Source organism: Ensifer sp. D2-11 (genome assembly GCF_054161295.1).
This window is the reverse complement of record NZ_CP096433.1, coordinates 3,404,989-3,424,004: the sequence shown is the minus strand read 5'-3', so window position 1 is coordinate 3,424,004 and position 19,016 is coordinate 3,404,989. Positions and strand designations below refer to the sequence as shown.

The following is a 19,016-nucleotide window of genomic DNA, read 5'->3' as shown; positions in this document are numbered from 1 at the left end:
GGAACGCTACCCGATCAGCAGCGCATCGTCGTCCAGCGTCTGCCCGCGGATGCGGCGGAACATGGCGATGAGGTCCTCGACCTGAAGCGTCTTGCGGCTATCGCCCGCGACGTCGAGCACGATCTCGCCGCCATGGAGCATGATGGTGCGGTGGCCGAAATCGAGCGCCTGGCGCATCGAATGCGTCACCATCAGCGTCGTCAGCTTGCGCTCCGAGACGATCTTCTGGGTGAGGTTCATGATGAACTCGGCCATGCCCGGGTCGAGTGCCGCCGTGTGCTCGTCGAGCAGCAGCACCTCGGAGCCGGCAAGCGTCGCCATCACCAGCGAGACCGCCTGGCGCTGGCCGCCCGAAAGCAGGTCCATGCGGTCGCGCATGCGGTTTTCGAGACCCAGATTGAGTTCGGCGATGCGCTCGCGGAAATGCTCGCGCCGCTTCGAGCCGAGCGCCGGCGTCAGGCCGCGGCTTTCGCCGCGCCTTGCGGCCAGCGCCAGGTTTTCCTCGATCGAGAGAGCGCCGCAACTGCCGGCAAGCGGATCCTGGAAGACGCGCGCCACCAGCCCGGCGCGGGCCGCCGTGCCCTTGCGCGTCACGTCGGTCGTGCCGATCGTGACGCGGCCGCCGCTCGGCAGCACGTCGCCGGCAAGAACCCCGAGAAGCGTCGACTTGCCGGCGCCGTTCGAGCCGATGACCGTGACGAAGGAGCCTTCCTCGATGGTCAGGCTGACGCCGTTCAACGCCTGCTTCTGGAGCGGCGTGCCCTTGCCGAAGACGACCTGGATGTTTTCGACGTTGATCATGCGGCACCTCCGCGGCGCAGACGGGGCAGGATGAGCGCTATAGTCACCAGCAGCGCGGTCACGAAATTGAGATCGGAAGCCTGCAGGCCGAGCGTATCGGTCGAAAGCGCCACCTGGATGGCGATGCGGTAGAGGATCGACCCGAGCACGCAGCCGATGAGCGCGATCAGAATGCCGCGGGCGCCGAGCAGCGTCTCGCCGATGATCACGGCGGCAAGCCCGACGACGATCGTCCCGACACCCGAGGTCACGTCGGCAAAACCGTTGGTCTGGGCAAAGAGCGCACCGCCGAGGGCGACGAGCGCGTTGGAGATCGCCATGCCGAGATAGATCTGCCTGCTGGTGTCGACCCCTTGTGCCCGCGCCATGCGGGCATTGGCGCCGGTCGCCCGCATCGCGAGGCCCGCATCGCTTTCAAGAAAGCGCCAGACGAGAACGACGGCAAAGGCGACGAGGGTGCCGACGAAAAGCGGGCGCACATAGAAGTCCCGCAGACCGAGACCGTAGAAGGGCGAAAGCATCGTGTCGGCATTGATCAATGCGACGTTCGGCTTGCCCATGACGCGGAGATTGACCGAGAAAAGCGCAATCATCGTCAGGATCGAGGCGAGCAGGTTCAGGATCTTGAACCGCACGTTCAAAAGGGCCGTCACCATGCCTGCGGCGGCACCGGCGACCATCGCCACCGCTGCGGCAAGCCAGGGATTGACGCCGGCAATGATCAGGACCGCGGTGACTGCGGCGCCAAGCGGAAAGGAGCCGTCAACGGTCAGATCCGGAAAGTCGAGCACCCGGAAGGCGAGAAAGACGCCGACGGCGACGAAGGCATAGACAAGCCCCAGTTCCACGGCTCCCCAGAAAGCGATTTGACTCAACGCCGGTAGTCCTCTTCTCGGATGTTCCGCAGGCTGAGGTGCATGCGGAACACGTATTCTGAAGTTGAAGCAGGATGCACACCATTTCCGCATCCCGCTCGATAAGCGAACCGCCCCCGTATGAAACGGGGGCGGCAAAAAGACAATGATCGTCCGGATAGGGCGGATCGCTACTCGATCGCGCGGGTCGCCCGGCCGACGACGCTCTCCGGCAGCGTGACGCCCATCCGGGTGGCGGCGCCCTTGTTGATCACGAGATCGGTTCCGGCGGCGACCTTGACGGCGATATCCCCGGGGTTTTCGCCCTTGAGGACGCGAACGACGACCTCGCCCGTCTGCTTGCCGACGTCATAGTAATTGAAGCCGAGCGCCGCAACCGCGCCGCGGGAGACGGAATCGGTATCGGCCGTGAAGAGCGGCAGCTTGCTTTCCTCGGCGACGGCGACAGCGCCTTCGAGGGCGGAGATGATGGTGTTGTCCGTCGGGATATAGATCGCGTCGGCGCGGCCGACGAGCGCACGAGCCGCACCCTGGACCTCGGCCGATTTCGTCGCGGCGGATTCGATCACGCTCAGGCCGGCCTTTTCAGCCTCTTCCTTGAGGACCGCCAGCAGCGAGACGGAGTTCGCTTCGCCCGAATTGTAGAGATAGCCTATGGTCTTGACGTTCGGCAGGATCTCCTTGATCAGCGCCACGTGCTCGGCAACCGGGGAAAGGTCGGAAAGACCGGTGACGTTGCCGCCGGGCTTCTCCATGTCCTTGACGAGCTGCGCGCCCAGCGGATCGGAAACGGCGGTGAAGACAACGGGAATATCGCGGGTAGAGGAAACCACGGCCTGGGCCGACGGGGTGGAGATCGGCACGATCACGCTCGGGGCTTCGCCCGCGAACTGACGGGCGATCTGAGCTGCGGTCGCCGGGTTGCCCTGCGCCGACTCGTAGATGAACTTGAGGTTCTCGCCTTCCTTGTAGCCGGCGGCGGCCAGCGCATCCTTGACGCCGTCGCGCGCGGCATCGAGCGCGGGATGTTCGACGATTGCCGTGACGGCAACCGTGACCTCGTCGGCGCGTGCCGGCAGAGAAAGCGCGACCGTGGCGGCAAGCGCGATGAGAAGCGAACGCATGGGTGTCCTCCGGTTTTTGGTCAGCGATTTTCGGGAAGACCGGCTAACGTCCCTCCCGCATCCCGCTTCAGAATAATTCCGCCGCTTTCTTAGGAAAGCGAGGGGCCGAAATCAATCGGCGCAAACAGCTTCATCCATCAAACTTCTTCATCGATCGCGGTGATCGTGCGCCCCCCAGGAACGGCTGGAAGGGCGATGAGCCGCCTCAGTCCTCGCCGTGATTGGCGATCATCATCGCCTCGAAGGCGAGGCGGTCGACCTTGCGCATGCGTTCCGATTCCGACTTGAGCTGGCCGCAGGCGGCAAGAATGTCGCGGCCGCGCGGGGTGCGGATCGGCGAGGCGTAGCCGGCCTGGTTGATGAAGTCGGCGAACTTCTCGATCTGTTCCCAGTCCGAGCACTGATAATTGGTGCCCGGCCAGGGATTGAAGGGGATCAGGTTGATCTTGGCCGGAATGCCCTTCAGAAGCTTCACCAGCTCCTTGGCGTCTTCCAGGCTGTCGTTGACGTCCTTCAGCATCACATATTCGAAGGTGATGCGGCGGGCATTCGACAAGCCCGGATAGGCGCGGCAGGCCTCCATCAGCTGCTTCAGCGGATATTTCTTGTTGATCGGCACCAGCATGTCGCGCAGATCGTCACGCACTGCATGAAGCGAAATCGCGAGCATCACCCCGATTTCCTCACCGGTGCGGTAGATCTCCGGCACGATGCCGGAGGTGGAAAGGGTGATGCGCCGCTTCGACAGCGACAGCCCGTCTCCGTCGGACGCGATCAGCAGCGCCGTCTTGACGTTCTCGAAATTGTAGAGCGGCTCGCCCATCCCCATCATCACGATATTGGTGATCTTGCGGCCTTCCGCCGGCACGATCGCACCCTGCGGCGTGTCGCGCTCGGGGAAATCGCCGAGCCGGTCGCGGGCGAGCAGAAGCTGCGAAAGAATTTCTTCCGCCGTCAGATTGCGCACCAGCTTCTGCGTGCCGGTGTGGCAGAAGGAACAGGTGAGCGTGCAGCCGACCTGGCTCGAAATGCAAAGCGTGCCACGGCCCTCCTCGGGAATGTAGACCGTCTCGATCTCTACCGGACGGCCGGCGCCGCGTGGGGGGAAGCGCAGCAGCCACTTGCGCGTGCCGTCGCCCGAAACCTGCTCTTCGACGATCTCCGGCCGTGCGATGGTGAAATGCTCCTTGAGCATCTCGCGCATGTCCTTGGAGACGTTGGACATCTCGTCGAAATCCGAGACGCCGCGAACGTAAAGCCAGTGCCAGAGCTGGCTGACGCGCATCTTCACCTGCCGCTCCGGCACGCCCTTTTCGGCGAGCAGCTTCGCGATGTCGTCGCGCAACAGGCCGATCAGCGACGGCTTTTCCGGCTGTGGCGCGAGCCGCACCTGCGGCGCCTTGACGATGTCCGCCCTGTTTAGAATCTCGGTGGCTGCCATGCTCATCTTGTCCTGTCGTAAAGCGACGGCTCGTCCGGAGACGTTTTCCGGGTCCTGTTCCGATGCTCGAATTGAAATCTGGCGAGCCTCGGTCACGCGCTCGACGGGGGCGCAGGGGCTCAGAATTTGCGGCCGCTTTAGCATTCTTTTTGCGGCGAGTCACCATGGGACATTTTTCTGCCCCGATCCGCCTGGCCCCCAACGCAAAAGGCCGACCTCACGGCCGGCCCTTGCGATCGGTGAAGCGCGCTTAGTTTACTTGCAGGCCTCGATCTGCTTCAGGGCGGCCGAAATGCCGGAGAGCGAATAGGAGTAGGAGGTTTCCGTGCCGCGCCGCGATTTCGCGTTGACCGACATGGCCTTGCCCGACTTCATCGCAGCGACCAGTGCAGGCTCTTCGGCGGCATTTTCCACCCAGGCGGAATTGCCCTTGGTGAACATGACGAAGGTGCGGCCGTCGATCACCACGTTGACCTTGGAATTGTCCTGCAGCGGATACCCCATCATCGCCTGTGGCTCATAGCTGATGTTCTGTCCCGGACGCTGCGAAACGAGGAAGAAGATATCGCCGTGATCGACACTTGCCGGGGTTCTTTCCTTCGGCACGGAAAGCACATAGCAGACCTTGCCGTTACCGGCCTGGTAGGAATATGCACCCCAGGCGTTGAACTGCTGGATTCGCGTCGGAGATTGAGCGGAAGCCACGCCGGATGCAGCCATTACGAGTGCGAGTGCAGTTGCGATCTTTCTTACAAACATGAGTTCCTGCCGCTTGTCTTGCTTACGGTCGCCCGATACCGCGTGGGATGGGCAACGCATAGTCACGATTTAAGTTTATTTTGACTTAATCCGGGTTACCAAACCGTCAACGATTCGGGATAACGCCCCTTTTTGCGCCCGAACGCGCCTCGAGGTCCATTCGCACACGGATTGCCGATCCGGTCGACGTCGATACTGGAGAGCCGCCCCTTGCCTCCCTCTATGTCACAAAGAATCGGGCAAGAGTTTGACTTTCCGGGCGGGATTGCGGCAAGGCTCCTCTAAGGCGTGTTGAGATTCATAGGTGAAGGTCAAGCCGCTTATCGTCTCCCCCCTTGTGGGGGAGATGGCCGGCAGGCCAGAGGGGTTGAATCTCAACAGGCCTTAGATCACGATATTTTTAGGTCGGGTCGACCTAAAACATGAACGTGATCGATTCCAAGAAGTTGAGACCCGGGATGCGGGCGGAAAACCGCACACACTTTTCCTCATCCCGCTCTAGTGCCGGGGTATGATCAGACGCACAGATGTCGCAATAGCGGGGACAACTCACTTTTCGACGCTGTCTCGCAGCACTTCGTCGGCCTTTTGGTAATGCCGTTCCTTGATCTGGCCGCTGATCGCGGCAAAGGCGGCCGTCAAAACGGCGATGTCGTCGGAGAAGCCGATCATGGCCAGCATGTCCGGCACGAAATCGAGCGGCAGGACGAAATAGCCAAGCGCCGCGAGCAGAATGCCGCGCGTGCGCGTCGGCGTCGCCGGATCCACTGCGCAATAATAGGCGGCGACGAGGTCGCGGCTGAAGGGAATCTGCCGGGCCGCGCGGCGGAAGGTCGGCCAGAACCGGCGGCGCACCTTGTGCTCCTTGCGCTCCTGTTCGGATTCCTCGCCGGGGAGGAGGATTTCACCGATCTTGATATCGTCCATCGCGTCGATTCCGGTCGTTCAGGGTACTGCGCGGCACTGTAGTGCCGCAGCCTGATATGGGAATGGCGGCCGCCATTTCAAATGGTCGGGCATCCGGCCCTCATTTCATATGGTCGGGCATCCGGCCCTCATTTCATATGGTCGGGCATGCGGCCCTCCGCCGCCTGGTCCATCTTTGCCGCCAACTTGAAATCGAGTTCGGTCAGTCCTTCCGCGTCGTGAGTCGAGAGCGTCACGTCCACCTTGTTGTAGACGTTGAACCATTCCGGATGATGATTGAGCTTTTCGGCGGCGAAAGCGCATTGCGTCATGAAGGTGAAGGCCTCGGCGAAAGTCTTGAACCGGAAGGTCTTCCATATCGAGCCGCCATCCTCCGCAAGGACCCAGCCCTCCATCTTGTGCAAGTGCTCGGCGATGGCCGCCGCGTCCAATTTTTCCGGCCGCATGCTGTTCCTCCTTGCTGCATCCTGTGCTTAACAACGAACTTGCCCGCGACAATGTTCACGCGCAATCCTTGCCGCACGACGAGGACGTTCCCGATCCCTGTCTAGGAGACGGCGGAGGCCTTCGGGCGCTTTACCAGACGCTCGAAGCAGGATGCTCCTCGTTGCTCGCGAGGTTCGAGCGCTCTTCGTGAAGCGGGAAGACCTCTTCCGTGAGATACGGGCCGCCGCCGACCGAGTCGCGTGACGACAGGAGCACGAAACGGGAGACGGTGAAGGGAGCGGTGACGAAATTGCCGCGCCCGGAGAGATATTCGACGACATCCTCGACGCGCGAGGAGCGCAGGCGCGCCAGCGTCACATGCGGGGTGAACTTGCGCGGATCCGAGGGCAGCCCTATGCGCTGGCAAATGCGCTCGATTTCGGCCTGCAGGGCGAACATTTCGGGAGCGATGCTGACGCCGGCCCAGACGGAATGCGGTTTCTTGGAGCCGAAGGCGCCGGTGCCCGACAGCTGCAGCTGAAACTCGGGCCGTTCGATGCGGTCAAGTCTGTCGATGATCTCGTCGGCGGTTCGCCAGTCGACGTCGCCGATGAAGCGGAGCGTGATGTGATAATTCTCCACATCGATCCAGCGAGCTCCGGGAAGACCTCCGCGCAGCAAGGAAAGACTCATTGCTGCATTGCGCGGAATTTCGAGGGCGGTGAACAGTCTCGGCATGGCGAGCTCCCCGAATCTCTTGCAGATGCTTGAAGCGAATCACGCATCGCATCTGCACGCAACCATTATTTGTTCCGTCGGAACGTTAACCTTCCCTTAACTGTGGATGCGCTGTCATTCTCCTTTCGCAAGTGAGCGGACGAAAAGCTCCGCCGTAGGCAGGAAGCGGTCTACCATGACGCCGACACCCCCGCCGTTCGGATGCATCCCGTCGTCGAGCTTCAGGCCGACCTCGGTGACGACGCCGTCGAGGAAGAAAGGGTAGAAGACGAGATTGTGTTCCTTTGCGAGGTCGGGATAGATCGGATTGAAGCGCGCCGCATAATCCGGCCCCATGTTCGGCGGCGCCATCATTCCCGCGAGCAGGACGGCGACGCCGCGCTCCTTGAGCCGTGCGACCATCGCCTCCAGATTCTTGCGCGTCTCCTCCGGAGGGATGCCGCGCAACGCGTCGTTGGCGCCGAGTTCGAGGATGACGCCGTCGGTGCCCTCGGGGATCGACCAGTCGATGCGGGCGAGACCGCTGGAGGTCGTGTCGCCGGAAACGCCGGCATTGGCGATCGTGACGTCGATCCCCTTTTCCTTCAGGGCCTTTTCGAGGCGGGCGGGGAAGGCATCTTCCGGGGGGAGTTGGTAGCCGGCCATCAGGCTGTCGCCGAAGCCGACGAGGCTGACGGGCTCGGCGCGAGCCGCCGCCGATAACACGATTGTCATTGTCAGGCCGAATAAAATGGGCAGAAAGTCTTTTAATGCCATAGGTTCGTTCCTAAATCGGCGGACAATTGTTTGATGATCCGTATTCAATTTTCATATAGGGCTCTTTCGCGTGGCAAAAACCATCATCGAGTTGAAAAATGCGGATCTGACGCTGGGCGAAGCCGCTGCGTCCGTGCATGTGCTGAAGGGCGTAAGCCTCGCGATCGATGCCGGCGAATCGGTGGGCATCGTCGGCCCCTCGGGCTCGGGCAAATCGACTCTGCTCATGGTCATGGCCGGGCTGGAGCGGCTCGACGGCGGTGAAATCATCATTGACGGCACGGCGCTCCACCGCCTCGGCGAGGACGCGGTCGCCGATTTCCGCGGCCGCAATGTCGGCATCGTTTTCCAGTCCTTTCATCTCATCCCCAACATGACCGCGCTCGAGAACGTCGCGGTGCCGCTCGAGCTCGCGAATGTCCGCAATGCATTCGACATAGCGCGCAAGGAACTGATCGCCGTGGGGCTCGGCGAACGCCTGACGCACTACCCCGGGCAGCTTTCCGGCGGCGAACAGCAGCGCGTGGCGATCGCCCGGGCGCTCGCGCCCTCTCCGAAGCTCCTGATCGCCGACGAGCCGACGGGTAACCTCGACGCCGAGACCGGCCGACAGATCGCCGACCTTCTCTTTGCCGAACAGCGCGAGCGTGGCATGACGCTCGTTCTCGTCACGCATGATGCGGCGCTCGCCGGACGCTGCGAAAGACAGATACGCGTCCGCTCGGGAGAAATCGTCTCCGACGCGGAACGGCTCTCCGCCTCGGCTCGGCAGGGAGCCGTGTCCGCATGAGCGGGACGGTTGCCGCCCGGCGGCTGCGCCCGATGATTTCCCTGCGCCCTCTGCTCGCGCTTCGCCCGCTGTTCGCGCTTCGTCTGGCGCTCAGGGAAATGCGCGGGGGCCTGAGGGGCTTCTATATTTTCCTCGCCTGCATCGCCCTCGGCACGGCCGCGATCGCCGGGGTCAACTCGCTGTCCCAGTCGATCAGCGAAACGATCGCCTCGCAAGGGCAGGAACTGCTCGCCGGCGACATCCGGTTCGAGCTCAACAATCGGGTGGCGACCGCGGACGAGCGGGCCTTCCTCCAGGGTCTCGGCCAGGTTTCGGTATCCGCGGGTCTGCGTTCCATGGCGCGGCTTCCGGACGGCTCCAACCAGGCGCTGGTGGAGCTCAAGGCCGTGGACGGCGCCTACCCGCTTTACGGCAAGCTCGAAAGCGAGCCGGTAAAGCCGCTCCCTGAGTTGCTGGCCAAGGACGGCGAGGTGTTCGGCGCAGTCGCCGCACCTTTACTCCTCGAGCGCCTAGGCATCTCGCCCGGCGCGGAAATTCTCATCGGCAATGCGCGTATCCGGATCGGCGCGACACTCGCCAGCGAACCCGACGCTCTTTCCGACGGCTTCGGTTTTGCGCCGCGGCTGATGATTTCCTCCGATGCGCTTGCCGCATCCGGGCTCGTGCAGACCGGCAGCCTTGTCGAACACACCTACAAGGTCCGCCTGCCGGATCCCGCAGACGTGCCGCTCATTCGCGTGCAGGCCGAGACCCGCTTTCCCTCCGCCGGCTGGTCGATACGGACGAGCGGCAATGCCGCACCGTCCCTCAATGCAAACATCACGCGTTTCTCCCAATTCCTGACGCTCGTCGGGCTCACGGCGCTGATCGTCGGCGGCGTCGGAGTTGCCAACGCCGTGCGCTCCTATCTCGACGGCAAGCGCAGCGTCATCGCGACTTTCAAATGTCTCGGCGCTCCGGCGTCGCTGGTCGCGATGATCTACCTTGCGCAGATCCTGATGATCGCCCTCATCGGCATCGCGATCGGCCTCGTGCTCGGCGCCCTCATCCCCTTCGTGGCAGCGCAGTTCCTTGCCGGCCTGCTGCCCGTCTCCACCGCGTTCGTGCTCTATCCCTCCGCCCTGGGCCTTGCGGCGCTTTTCGGCCTCTTGACGGCGCTGACCTTCGCCATCCTGCCGCTCGGGCGGGCGCGCCGGGTGCCGGCGACTGCGCTTTTCCGGCAACAGGGTTTCGAGCCGACGGGCTTGCCTGCCCTGCCCTATCTCGCCGGAGCCTTCATCTGCCTGGCAGCACTTGCCGGGCTCGCGGTCTGGACCGCCTATGACCGTTACATTTCGCTGATCTTCCTTGGCGCGATCGCCTTTGCCTTCATCGTGCTGCGCGGGGTTTCGCTCCTCATATCCTGGCTGGCGCGGCGCAGCCCGCGCGTCAATTCGCCGGCGCTGAGATTGGCGATCGGAAACATTCACCGGCCGGGCGCCCTGACGCCGTCGGTGGTGCTGTCGCTCGGTCTCGGCCTCGCTCTTCTGGTGACACTGGCGCTCATCGACGGCAATCTGCGGCGCGAGCTCACCGGCGACATGGCCGAGCGCGCTCCCAACTTCTTCTTCGTCGACATCCAGGGCAGCGAGATCGAAGGCTTCCGCTCCCTGCTCGCAGGAGCGATGCCGGAGGGCAAGATCATCGAAGTGCCTATGCTGCGCGGGCGCATCGTCGCGCTCAACGGCGAGGATGTGAACAGCCGCAACGTTCCCCCCGGCGGCCAATGGGTGCTGCGCGGAGATCGCGGCATCACCTATGCCAGGAACAGGCCTGAAAATTCGAAACTCACCGAAGGCAGCTGGTGGCCCGAGGACTATGGCGGCGAGCCGCTCGTCTCCTTCTCGGCGGAGGAAGCCCGCGAACTCGGGCTGAAGCTCGGCGATACGGTGACCGTCAACGTGCTCGGCCGCAACATCACGGCCCGGATCGCCAATTTCCGCGAGGTCGAGTGGGAATCGCTGTCGATCAATTTCGTCATGGTCTTCTCGCCGAACACCTTCGCCGGCGCCCCGCATGCCTGGCTCGCGACCATCATCGATCCCGACGCCTCGGCCGAGGAGGAGGCGGCGGTGTTGAAGAGGGTGACCAATGCCTATCCGACGATCACCAGCGTGCGTGTGAAGGACGCGCTCGACATCGTCAATACGCTGCTCGGGCAGCTTGCAACGGCGGTGCGCGCCGCCGCGGCGGTCGCGCTTATCGCGTCTATCCTCGTGCTCGCCGGCGCACTTGCCGCCGGCAACCGTGCCCGCATCCACGATGCGGTGGTCCTGAAGACGCTCGGCGCGACGCGGGCGACCCTGATCCGCGCCTTCAGCTACGAATACGTCATTCTCGGCCTGGCGACTGCCGTCTTCGCGCTCTTCGCCGGCGGCGTTTCGGCCTGGTTCGTCGTCAGCCGCATCATGACCCTGCCCTCGAGCTTCCTGCCGGACGTTGCCGTCGCGACGATCGTTCTTGCGCTGATCGTGACGGTCGGGATCGGCCTCGCCGGCACATGGCGCGTCCTCGGGCAAAAGGCCGCTCCGGTGCTGCGGGAACTCTGATCCTGCCATCCCTGTCGCGCGCTTTCGGCCACGATGGCCGAATTAACCGTAAATCACTCTAGTTTGATGGTCCGGCCGCCCGACTTTGTTCGATTCCAAGCGCTTCGCCCTTGTGCATGACGGCGTTCACCATCATATTTGTCCACAGGCATGCTGGAGCCCCGCAGCGGCGCCTGGGCGCGCAAAGGAACGACAAGGTTCGCCGCCCGACACCGTAACTTCAACCGGGGCTTAAATGAGGAAACAATGGCTGATCTGAGAAACTACCAAACCCGAATGTCGCCCGCCGGCGCTCAGGCGGGTGCCGTGATCGACGAAGGCCTTCGCGCTTATATGCTGAAGGTCTACAACCTGATGGCCCTCGGCCTGGCGATTACCGGCGTGGCAGCTTACGGAACCTATGCGCTTGCCGCCTCTAATCCGGCATTCGCCCAGCTTATCTACGCTTCGCCCCTGAAGTGGGTCGTTATGCTGGCGCCGCTTGCGCTGGTGTTCTTCCTGAGCTTCCGCATCAATTCCATGAGCGTTTCCGCGGCGCAGACGACCTTCTGGGTCTATGCGGCGCTGATGGGCCTGTCCCTGTCGTCGATCTTCCTGGTCTTCACCGGCCAGAGCATCGTGCAGACGTTCTTCGTGACGGCTGCTTCGTTCGGTGCCCTGTCGCTTTACGGCTATACGACGAAGAAGGACCTTTCGGGTCTCGGATCGTTCCTGATCATGGGCCTCTTCGGCGTGATCATCGCATCCGTCGTCAACATCTTCCTTGCCTCTTCGGCACTCGGCTTCGCGATCTCGGTGATCGGCGTGCTCATCTTCGCCGGCCTGACCGCCTACGACACGCAGAAGCTCAAGGAAATGTACTTTGAAGGCGATGACGCCTTGGTCGCCGGCCGCAAGGCCATCATGGGCGCGCTGACGCTCTACCTCGACTTCATCAACCTGTTCATGTTCATGCTGCAGTTCCTTGGCAACAAGAACGAGTAGTCGCGAACCGGTTCGACGGAAAAGGCGGCTTCGGCCGCCTTTTTTATTGCCCGGAACCGGTCTTGATCGATCCGGCGCATCCATGCGAGACAGTACAGATCCAACCATAACGCGCGAAGAATTCCATGACTGCCACGCTCCGCGACGCCGTTGCCGCCGACCTCCGCTCGATCACCGAAATCTATCGCGAGCCCGTCCTGAACGGGGTCGCGACCTATGAGGAGACGCCGCCATCCGAAGCCGAGATGGCGCTCCGCTTCTCCACGATCACCGGTAACGGCTACCCCTATGTGGTCGCGCTGGACGAGCGTGGCGGGGTTATCGGCTATGCCTATGCCTCCGCCTTCCGCAACCGCACCGCCTATCGGTTCCTGGTGGAGGATTCGATCTATCTTTCGCCGGAAGCGCGGGGCAAGGGCATCGGCAAGGCGCTGCTTTCCGAACTGGTCGGGCGTTGCACGGCTCTCGGCTTCCGGCAGATGATAGCGGTGATCGGCGGCGCGCACCCCTCATCGATCGCCCTGCACCGGGCGCTCGGCTTCGAGCTGCAGGGACTGATGAAGGCAACCGGCTTCAAGCATGGCCGATGGCTGGATACCGCCTTCATGCAGCGGCCGCTCGGAGAAGGAACCGCAACCAAGCCCACCGAGGGCGTCTATCCGGATACGCTTTATAGGAGCTGAGCCTGCCTGCGCAGGTGAGCTTCATGCGTCACGCTCAGCGCCGATCTCCCGTTCGGTGAGGATGCGGTCGATCAGACCCCACTCCAGAGCTTCTTCCGCCGTCATGAACCGGTCGCGATCCATGGCGCGCTCGAATTCTTCATATGTTCGCCCGCAATGCTCGGCATAAAGCCGCGTCATGCGGTGTTTGGTTCGCCTGATTTCCTCGGCATGGATGAGCATATCGGAGGCCTGTCCCTGAAAGCCGCCCGACGGTTGATGGACAAGGATGCTTGCGTTGGGCAAGGCGGTGCGCTCGCCCGCTTCGCCTGCCATCAGCAGGAACGATCCCATCGAGCGGGCCGTCCCCATGCAAAGCGTATGAACGGGCGCTCGGATGTATCGCATCGTGTCGTACATCGCGAAGCCGCTGGTAACGACACCGCCGGGCGAATTGATATAGAGTTGGATCGGCTTTTTGGGGCTTTCGGCCTCCAGGAACAACAGCTGTGCGCAAACGAGAGCGGACACTGCATCGTTCACCTCGCCGTTCAGAAAGATGATTCGCTCACGCAGCAGGCGGGAATAGATGTCGAAAGAGCGCTCGCCACGGCTGGATTGTTCGACGACCATAGGGACGAGTTGCATCGCTTCGCGCATAGGCGAACTCCTGTCTGATGAGCTTGTTTTGGTAGAATGAGACGTCAGGCGGCGCGCATCAGCCAAAGCCGATTGCTATTCGCTGCCGGCGGAGTTCGCGGAGCCAGTCGCTCATCCTCCAGCCCATGGATAATTCTAAGAATCGTGCCGCCGTCATTGTTGGGTCTGACCTGGAACGCCACGAGGCTTTCGAGAAAGGGAGGCTCGTCGTCGCGCATTTTGTAGCGGATTTCCTTGCCCGGTGCGGTGGAGACAGGCTCAGCCCCGGCCAGTTCCCGCCTGGGCAACCATCTCTCACGAAACTCAGGCATGCTGATCGCCCGCCAAACCTTTTCAGGCGCTTCATCGAGTTCGTATTCGAGCACCAGATTCCTTGCCTGCTCGTTTAGCTCCACATCGTTCATTGATCCATATCCCTCAGCAAGACCTTCAACGCATCGATCCGCGCCGGCCAGTAGGCGCGATACTTCGCCAGCCATCCGGCTATGAGCGCCAGCCCCTCCGGGTCGACCTCGTAGTTCACGAAGCGCCCCTGCCGTTCCTCCCGCACCAGCTTTGCATTACGCAATACGTGGAGGTGTTGGGACATGGCCGGCTGGCTGATGTCCATTCCGTTGCGCAAGGCACTGGCGTTCATACTTCCGCTCGCCAGCTTCTCGAAGATTGCACGGCGTGTCGGGTCGGCGAGAGCTTTGAATATGTCGTTCTCAATCATGACGTCAGATAAGCATACACTTATCTGATTCGCAACACTGATGGCACGCTCGGTGCAGGCGATTTGGCCCTGCCCGCCGTTTCAGGGATAAACCCGCCTGCGGGGAGAAGGTGCCGGCAGGCGGATGAGGGGCAGCTCCAGTGATATGTCGGTCAGGTCTTGACGAGCTTCAGCACCTTGTCGAAGGCCTTGAGCACCTGGGCGAGCTCGTGGCCCCGCTTCAATATCGTCCCGTGAGCGTTGAGCACGCTGAAGGCGCCCTGTTTCGCGGCGAGCTTCGGGTTTTTCTCGATGCGGTAGAGGGGCACTTCTCCGGCGCGCTTGAACACCGAGAAAACGGCCCGGTCCCTCAGATGGTCGATCGCATAGTCGCGCCACTCCCCTTCGCCCACCATACGGCCGTAGACCTTGAGGATCAGGTCGAGTTCGCGGCGATGGAAGGTGACGGGCGGGGGGTTCTTGGCTTGCTTGTATTCGTGAAGATCGACGACCACATCGGAGGTGGTCCGGCCGTAGTGACGTGCTTCGCCTCGCGGCAAATCCGTTTCATCAGTCATCGGCATTTCGGCCTTCTAATGTGACAGGACCACGACAGTGTGCCTCACACGATCGGAAAAGCAAGACGGAAGCTGTTGATCAATGTCAGCAATTCTTGGGGCTGCCGCAATTCAGTCAAAACGCCGCCCCAATTCGCCGCAACACTCCGACCGCTGCCGGACAGAGTCGTTGCCACCGTATGTCCGGCCAGCCGTCATGCTGCGGGAGGTTCTCGAACGCAGACATGGCTGGTTCGGTCCGGTAACTTCGAACCCTCAGCCCCAGCCCCTCGATGCTGCCGGGCCGAACCATCCCCTGTTCCGCCGCAAGCGAGGCGGAACGTTTCCTGCGTCCTCAGAGCTTTCCCTGCGGCCCCGCGAGAACCGTTGCAGCGCCGATGATGGCTCCGGGCGTTTCCTTGTCCTTCATCGATTGCAGCAGCACCGCGCAACCGCTGTTGCCCTGGCCTTCGATCAGGACCGAGGCGGGCAGCGTGAATTCCGCGGGCTTTCCCTCCCACATGCCGATCGTCTGGATGTCGCGCACGGCATGCCAATAGGCGATCTCCTTGCCGCTGTTCTCGCCCTTCTCGACCTTGACCACCCTTGCCCGGTCGAAATAGACGACGACGACATTCGCCCTGCCTTTGCCGGCACCGACCTTGATCGAGATTTCATCGCCGCCGATCGAGGCATCGACCGGCACCGACAGGCCCTTGCCCTTCTCGTCCATCAACGCAAGCCGGTTCCTGATGGCCGGCAGGTCCGCGCCGTTGGCATGATCGCGCCCGTTCAGGATCGCCTGCGGCGTGTAGACGCCGTAGCGGCCGAGCATCCGCGCATAGGCATATTGCCGCTCGGTATTTTCCTTGGAAGCGAGCGTGTCCGCCCATCCGAGATAATTCCAGTAGTCGACATGATAGGCGAGCGCGACGACCTCGCCTTCATCGACGAGCTTCTTGAGCGCTGCGTCCGCCGGCGGACAGGAGGAGCAGCCCTGGCTGGTGAAGAGTTCGACGACGCCCTTGATCTCCCCGCCCCCGACCGCCCCGTCCTTGGCCGCCCTGCCGTCATCCGCTGCGGACGCTCCGCAGAACGCACCAAACAGCCCGACCGCCAGGGCGAGACGTCGGATTGTTGGTGTGCAGGCGGATATCATGGCGTCTTTGTTCGTGCTCGTTAGAGCACTTCCGGGAAAATGTGGAACCGTTTTCCATCCGGAAGTGCGTCGTTTCAACGCGATTGCCGCGTGGGGAGACCCCTACATACGACGGGTATTCTTCAACGAAAAGTCACGTTGGAGTGACTGCCGCAAAGCCGTGGAAAACCCACGCCGAGCTGGCATGAAAAAGCCGGGACGCCGCTGTAGACGCCCCGGCTTTTCTGTTCATGACTTGCCGATCAGGCGGCGAGATCGCGCAGAACCGTCTGCAGGATGCCGCCATTGTTGACGTAGGTGACCTCGTCGAGCGTATCGATGCGGCAGATGAGCGGGACCTCCTTTACCGAGCCGTCGCCATAGGTGATCTTCGCCACGCGCTTCTCGCGCGGCTGGACGTTGGCGAGATTCTCGATCGTCACGACTTCGTCGCCCTTGAGACCCAGCGATTCCCAGGTCATGCCTTCCTCGAAGACGAAGGGGACGACGCCCATGCCGACCAGGTTCGAACGGTGGATGCGTTCGAAGGACTGGGCGATCACGGCCTTGACGCCGAGGAGGTTTGTGCCCTTGGCCGCCCAGTCACGCGAAGAGCCGTTGCCGTATTCGACACCGGCGAAGATGACGAGCGGAACGCCCTCCTCCTTGTACTGCATGGCCGCGTCATAGATCGACATCTCCTCCTTGGAGGGATAGTGGATCGTATAACCGCCTTCCTTGCCGTTCGGGCCGAGCATGTGGTTGCGGATGCGGATATTGGCGAAGGTGCCGCGCATCATCACCTCATGATTGCCGCGGCGCGTGCCGTACTGGTTGAAGTCGGCAATCCCGACGCCATGCTCGAGCAGATAGGCGCCGGCAGGCGAGGCCGCCTTGATCGAACCGGCCGGGGAAATGTGGTCGGTTGTGATCTTGTCGCCGAAGAGACCGAGGACGCGGGCGTTCTTGATGTCGGAAATGCCGGCGCCCTTCTTGCCCATGCCGACGAAGTAGGGCGGGTTCTGGACGTAGGTGGACCCCTCGTCCCAGGCATAGGTCTGGCCGGCCGGAACCTGGACCGCCTGCCAGTTGGCGTCGCCCTTGAACACGTCCGCATACTTGGTCGCGTAGAGCTCGCGGGTGACGTATTTGAAGATGAAGTCCTGGATCTCCTGCGAAGTCGGCCAGATGTCCCTCAGGTAGACCGGCTGCCCGTCCCGGTCTTCGCCGATCGGCTCCTTCGTCAGGTCCTTCTGGACGGAACCCGCCAGCGCATAGGCGACGACGAGCGGCGGCGAGGCGAGATAGTTCGCCTGGACGTCCGGCGAGATGCGGCCTTCGAAGTTGCGGTTGCCGGAAAGCACGCCGGCGGCGATCAGGCCCTTGTCGTTGATCGTCTTGGAGATCTCCGTCGGCAGCGGGCCGGAATTGCCGATGCAGGTGGTGCAGCCGAAGCCGACCAGATTGAAGCCGAGCTTGTCGAGATCCGTCTGCAGGCCGGACTTCGACAGGTACTCGGCGACGACCTGCGATCCGGGCGCCAGCGACGTCTTGACCCAGGGCTGCGTTTTCAGGCCCTTGGCGACGGCGTTGCGGGCAAGCAGGCCGGCGGCGATCAGCACCGAGGGGTTCGAGGTGTTGGTGCAGGAGGTGATCGCGGCGATCGCGACGTCGCCATGACCGAGATCGTAGTCGGTGCCCTCGACCGCGTAGCGGTTGGCGAGCTGACCGGGCTTCTTGTAGTCGTTGTCGAGCGCCGCCGCGAAGCCGGAGGCGATGTTCTCGAGCGCGATGCGGCCCTCGGGCCGCTTGGGGCCGGCCATCGACGGCACGACGTCGCCGAGGTCGAGTTCCAGCGTGTCGGTGAAGACGAGCTCGGAACCATCCCCTTCCCGCCACATGCCCTGGGCCTTGGAGTAGGCTTCGACCAGCGCGATACGCTGTTCTTCACGGCCCGAGATGGTGAGATAGTTGATCGTCTCGGCATCGACCGGGAAGAAGCCGCAGGTGGCGCCGTATTCCGGGCCCATATTGCCGATCGTCGCGCGGTCGGCGAGCGTCATGTTGTCGAGGCCGGGGCCGAAGAATTCGACGAACTTGGAGACGACGCCCTTCTTGCGCAGCATCTGCACGACGGTAAGCACCAGGTCGGTCGCGGTCACGCCTTCCTTGAGCTTGCCGGTGAGCTTGAAGCCGATGACTTCCGGCAGGAGCATGGAAACCGGCTGGCCGAGCATCGCCGCTTCGGCTTCGATGCCGCCGACGCCCCAACCGAGCACGCCGAGGCCGTTGATCATCGTCGTGTGGCTGTCCGTGCCGACGCAGGTATCCGGATAGGCGGTGACTTCGCCGTCCTCTTCCCTGGTCCAGACGGCCTGACCCAGATATTCGAGATTGACCTGGTGACAGATGCCGGTGCCGGGCGGCACGACGCGGAAGTTCTTGAAGGCCTGCTGGCCCCATTTGAGGAAGCGGTAGCGCTCGCCGTTGCGCTGGTACTCAAGCTCGACATTGCGGGCAAAGGCGGTCGGCGTGCCGAATTCGTCAACGATCACCGAGTGGTCGATGACGAGATCGACGGGAACGAGCGGGTTGATCTTTTCCGGGTCGCCGCCGAGCGAAACCATCGCGTCGCGCATCGCCGCGAGGTCGACGACGGCGGGAACGCCGGTGAAGTCCTGCATCAGCACGCGCGCCGGGCGATAGGCGATCTCGTTCTCGGCCGTGCCCTTGTCGCCGAGCCATGCGGCGATGTTTTCGATGTCCTTCTTGGTGACCGAGCGTCCATCTTCATTGCGCAACAGGTTTTCCAGCAGAACCTTCATCGAATAGGGAAGCTTCGAAATGCCGGCGAGGCCGTTCGCCTCCGCCTTCGGCAGGCTGTAATAGACATAGTCCACGCCGTTGACCGTGAGCGTGGAGCGACAATTGAAGCTGTCTAGGGATTTGGACACTGGATGATACCCCGTTCCGTCTGATCGCCAAAAACTGACGTACGAACGCCCGAGCACCTGTGAGGCGCGAAGTGGGATGCGGGTACGGTCATTTCCGCTGTCCGTACGTGGAAGCTCGTTCCATGTTCGGCGCTTGGATGAA

The 19,016-nt window shown here is 62.6% G+C and carries 19 protein-coding genes; 4 read left to right on the top strand and 15 right to left on the bottom strand.

Annotation, left to right across the window (positions count from 1 at the left end; translation table 11 throughout):
* Positions 1-6 precede the first annotated feature (6 nt).
* The 9 genes from M1D34_RS16295 to M1D34_RS16255 all read right to left on the bottom strand — a co-directional run bounded on the left by M1D34_RS16295 (position 7) and on the right by M1D34_RS16255 (position 7,847).
* A complete protein-coding gene (locus tag M1D34_RS16295; protein WP_003529683.1) occupies positions 7-801 on the bottom strand; it encodes an ABC transporter ATP-binding protein in 795 nt (264 codons plus the stop codon).
* Entirely contained in the window at positions 798-1,676 is an 879-nt protein-coding gene (locus M1D34_RS16290) for an ABC transporter permease (protein ID WP_498779917.1), read from the bottom strand. The genes M1D34_RS16295 and M1D34_RS16290 overlap by 4 nt, the downstream gene beginning before the upstream one ends.
* A gap of 170 nt (positions 1,677-1,846) precedes the next feature.
* The gene (locus M1D34_RS16285) at positions 1,847-2,800 is read right to left on the bottom strand and encodes an ABC transporter substrate-binding protein (RefSeq protein WP_088201917.1); all 954 of its coding nucleotides are present in this window, start codon (positions 2,798-2,800) and stop codon (positions 1,847-1,849) included.
* Positions 2,801-3,005: 205 nt separating this feature from the next.
* Positions 3,006-4,241 (bottom strand): dual-specificity RNA methyltransferase RlmN, encoded by a 1,236-nt coding sequence (gene rlmN, locus M1D34_RS16280; protein ID WP_003529689.1) that lies wholly within the window; start codon positions 4,239-4,241, stop codon positions 3,006-3,008.
* 255 nt (positions 4,242-4,496) lie between these two features.
* Positions 4,497-5,000, bottom strand: a complete 504-nt coding sequence (locus M1D34_RS16275; protein ID WP_003529690.1) for an invasion associated locus B family protein — start codon at positions 4,998-5,000, stop codon at positions 4,497-4,499.
* Positions 5,001-5,549: 549 nt separating this feature from the next.
* A complete protein-coding gene (locus tag M1D34_RS16270) occupies positions 5,550-5,927 on the bottom strand; it encodes a YkvA family protein (protein ID WP_003529692.1) in 378 nt (125 codons plus the stop codon).
* Between the two features lie 128 nt (positions 5,928-6,055).
* On the bottom strand, positions 6,056-6,373 hold the full coding sequence (locus M1D34_RS16265) for a 4a-hydroxytetrahydrobiopterin dehydratase (protein WP_028010554.1): 318 nt from the start codon (positions 6,371-6,373) through the stop codon (positions 6,056-6,058).
* A 130-nt stretch (positions 6,374-6,503) separates the two neighbouring features.
* Complete coding sequence (thpR, locus tag M1D34_RS16260) at positions 6,504-7,091, bottom strand: RNA 2',3'-cyclic phosphodiesterase (protein WP_003529695.1); 588 nt, start codon at positions 7,089-7,091, stop codon at positions 6,504-6,506.
* A gap of 114 nt (positions 7,092-7,205) precedes the next feature.
* The gene (locus tag M1D34_RS16255; RefSeq protein ID WP_003529696.1) at positions 7,206-7,847 is read right to left on the bottom strand and encodes an arylesterase; all 642 of its coding nucleotides are present in this window, start codon (positions 7,845-7,847) and stop codon (positions 7,206-7,208) included.
* Between the two features lie 70 nt (positions 7,848-7,917).
* Between M1D34_RS16255 and M1D34_RS16250 the strand changes: the two genes are divergently transcribed.
* From M1D34_RS16250 to M1D34_RS16235, 4 genes are all read left to right on the top strand, one after another.
* Positions 7,918-8,637 carry an ABC transporter ATP-binding protein gene (locus tag M1D34_RS16250; protein ID WP_003529697.1) on the top strand — a complete coding sequence of 240 codons (720 nt, stop codon included), beginning with the start codon at positions 7,918-7,920 and terminating at the stop codon, positions 8,635-8,637.
* A complete protein-coding gene (locus M1D34_RS16245) occupies positions 8,634-11,225 on the top strand; it encodes an ABC transporter permease (protein ID WP_498779911.1) in 2,592 nt (863 codons plus the stop codon). Before M1D34_RS16250 ends, M1D34_RS16245 begins: the two co-directional genes overlap by 4 nt.
* Before the next feature lie 246 nt (positions 11,226-11,471).
* Positions 11,472-12,209, top strand: a complete 738-nt coding sequence (locus tag M1D34_RS16240) for a Bax inhibitor-1/YccA family protein (protein ID WP_010970505.1) — start codon at positions 11,472-11,474, stop codon at positions 12,207-12,209.
* A gap of 125 nt (positions 12,210-12,334) precedes the next feature.
* Entirely contained in the window at positions 12,335-12,892 is a 558-nt protein-coding gene (locus M1D34_RS16235; protein ID WP_498779909.1) for a GNAT family N-acetyltransferase, read from the top strand.
* 21 nt (positions 12,893-12,913) lie between these two features.
* Here the strand turns inward: M1D34_RS16235 and M1D34_RS16230 are convergent, their stop codons facing one another.
* The 6 genes from M1D34_RS16230 to acnA form a co-directional block, all read right to left on the bottom strand.
* Positions 12,914-13,531 (bottom strand): ATP-dependent Clp protease proteolytic subunit, encoded by a 618-nt coding sequence (locus tag M1D34_RS16230; RefSeq protein WP_028010559.1) that lies wholly within the window; start codon positions 13,529-13,531, stop codon positions 12,914-12,916.
* Positions 13,532-13,575: 44 nt separating this feature from the next.
* Positions 13,576-13,935 carry an SRPBCC family protein gene (locus tag M1D34_RS16225; protein ID WP_010970508.1) on the bottom strand — a complete coding sequence of 120 codons (360 nt, stop codon included), beginning with the start codon at positions 13,933-13,935 and terminating at the stop codon, positions 13,576-13,578.
* Complete coding sequence (locus tag M1D34_RS16220; RefSeq protein ID WP_003529706.1) at positions 13,932-14,246, bottom strand: ArsR/SmtB family transcription factor; 315 nt, start codon at positions 14,244-14,246, stop codon at positions 13,932-13,934. The genes M1D34_RS16225 and M1D34_RS16220 overlap by 4 nt, the downstream gene beginning before the upstream one ends.
* A gap of 152 nt (positions 14,247-14,398) precedes the next feature.
* Positions 14,399-14,809, bottom strand: a complete 411-nt coding sequence (locus M1D34_RS16215; RefSeq protein WP_027993216.1) for a DUF2794 domain-containing protein — start codon at positions 14,807-14,809, stop codon at positions 14,399-14,401.
* Between the two features lie 328 nt (positions 14,810-15,137).
* Positions 15,138-15,941, bottom strand: a complete 804-nt coding sequence (locus M1D34_RS16210; RefSeq protein WP_003529710.1) for a DUF1223 domain-containing protein — start codon at positions 15,939-15,941, stop codon at positions 15,138-15,140.
* 242 nt (positions 15,942-16,183) lie between these two features.
* Positions 16,184-18,874, bottom strand: a complete 2,691-nt coding sequence (gene acnA, locus M1D34_RS16205) for an aconitate hydratase AcnA (protein ID WP_028010562.1) — start codon at positions 18,872-18,874, stop codon at positions 16,184-16,186.
* Between the last annotated feature and the right edge of the window lie 142 nt (positions 18,875-19,016).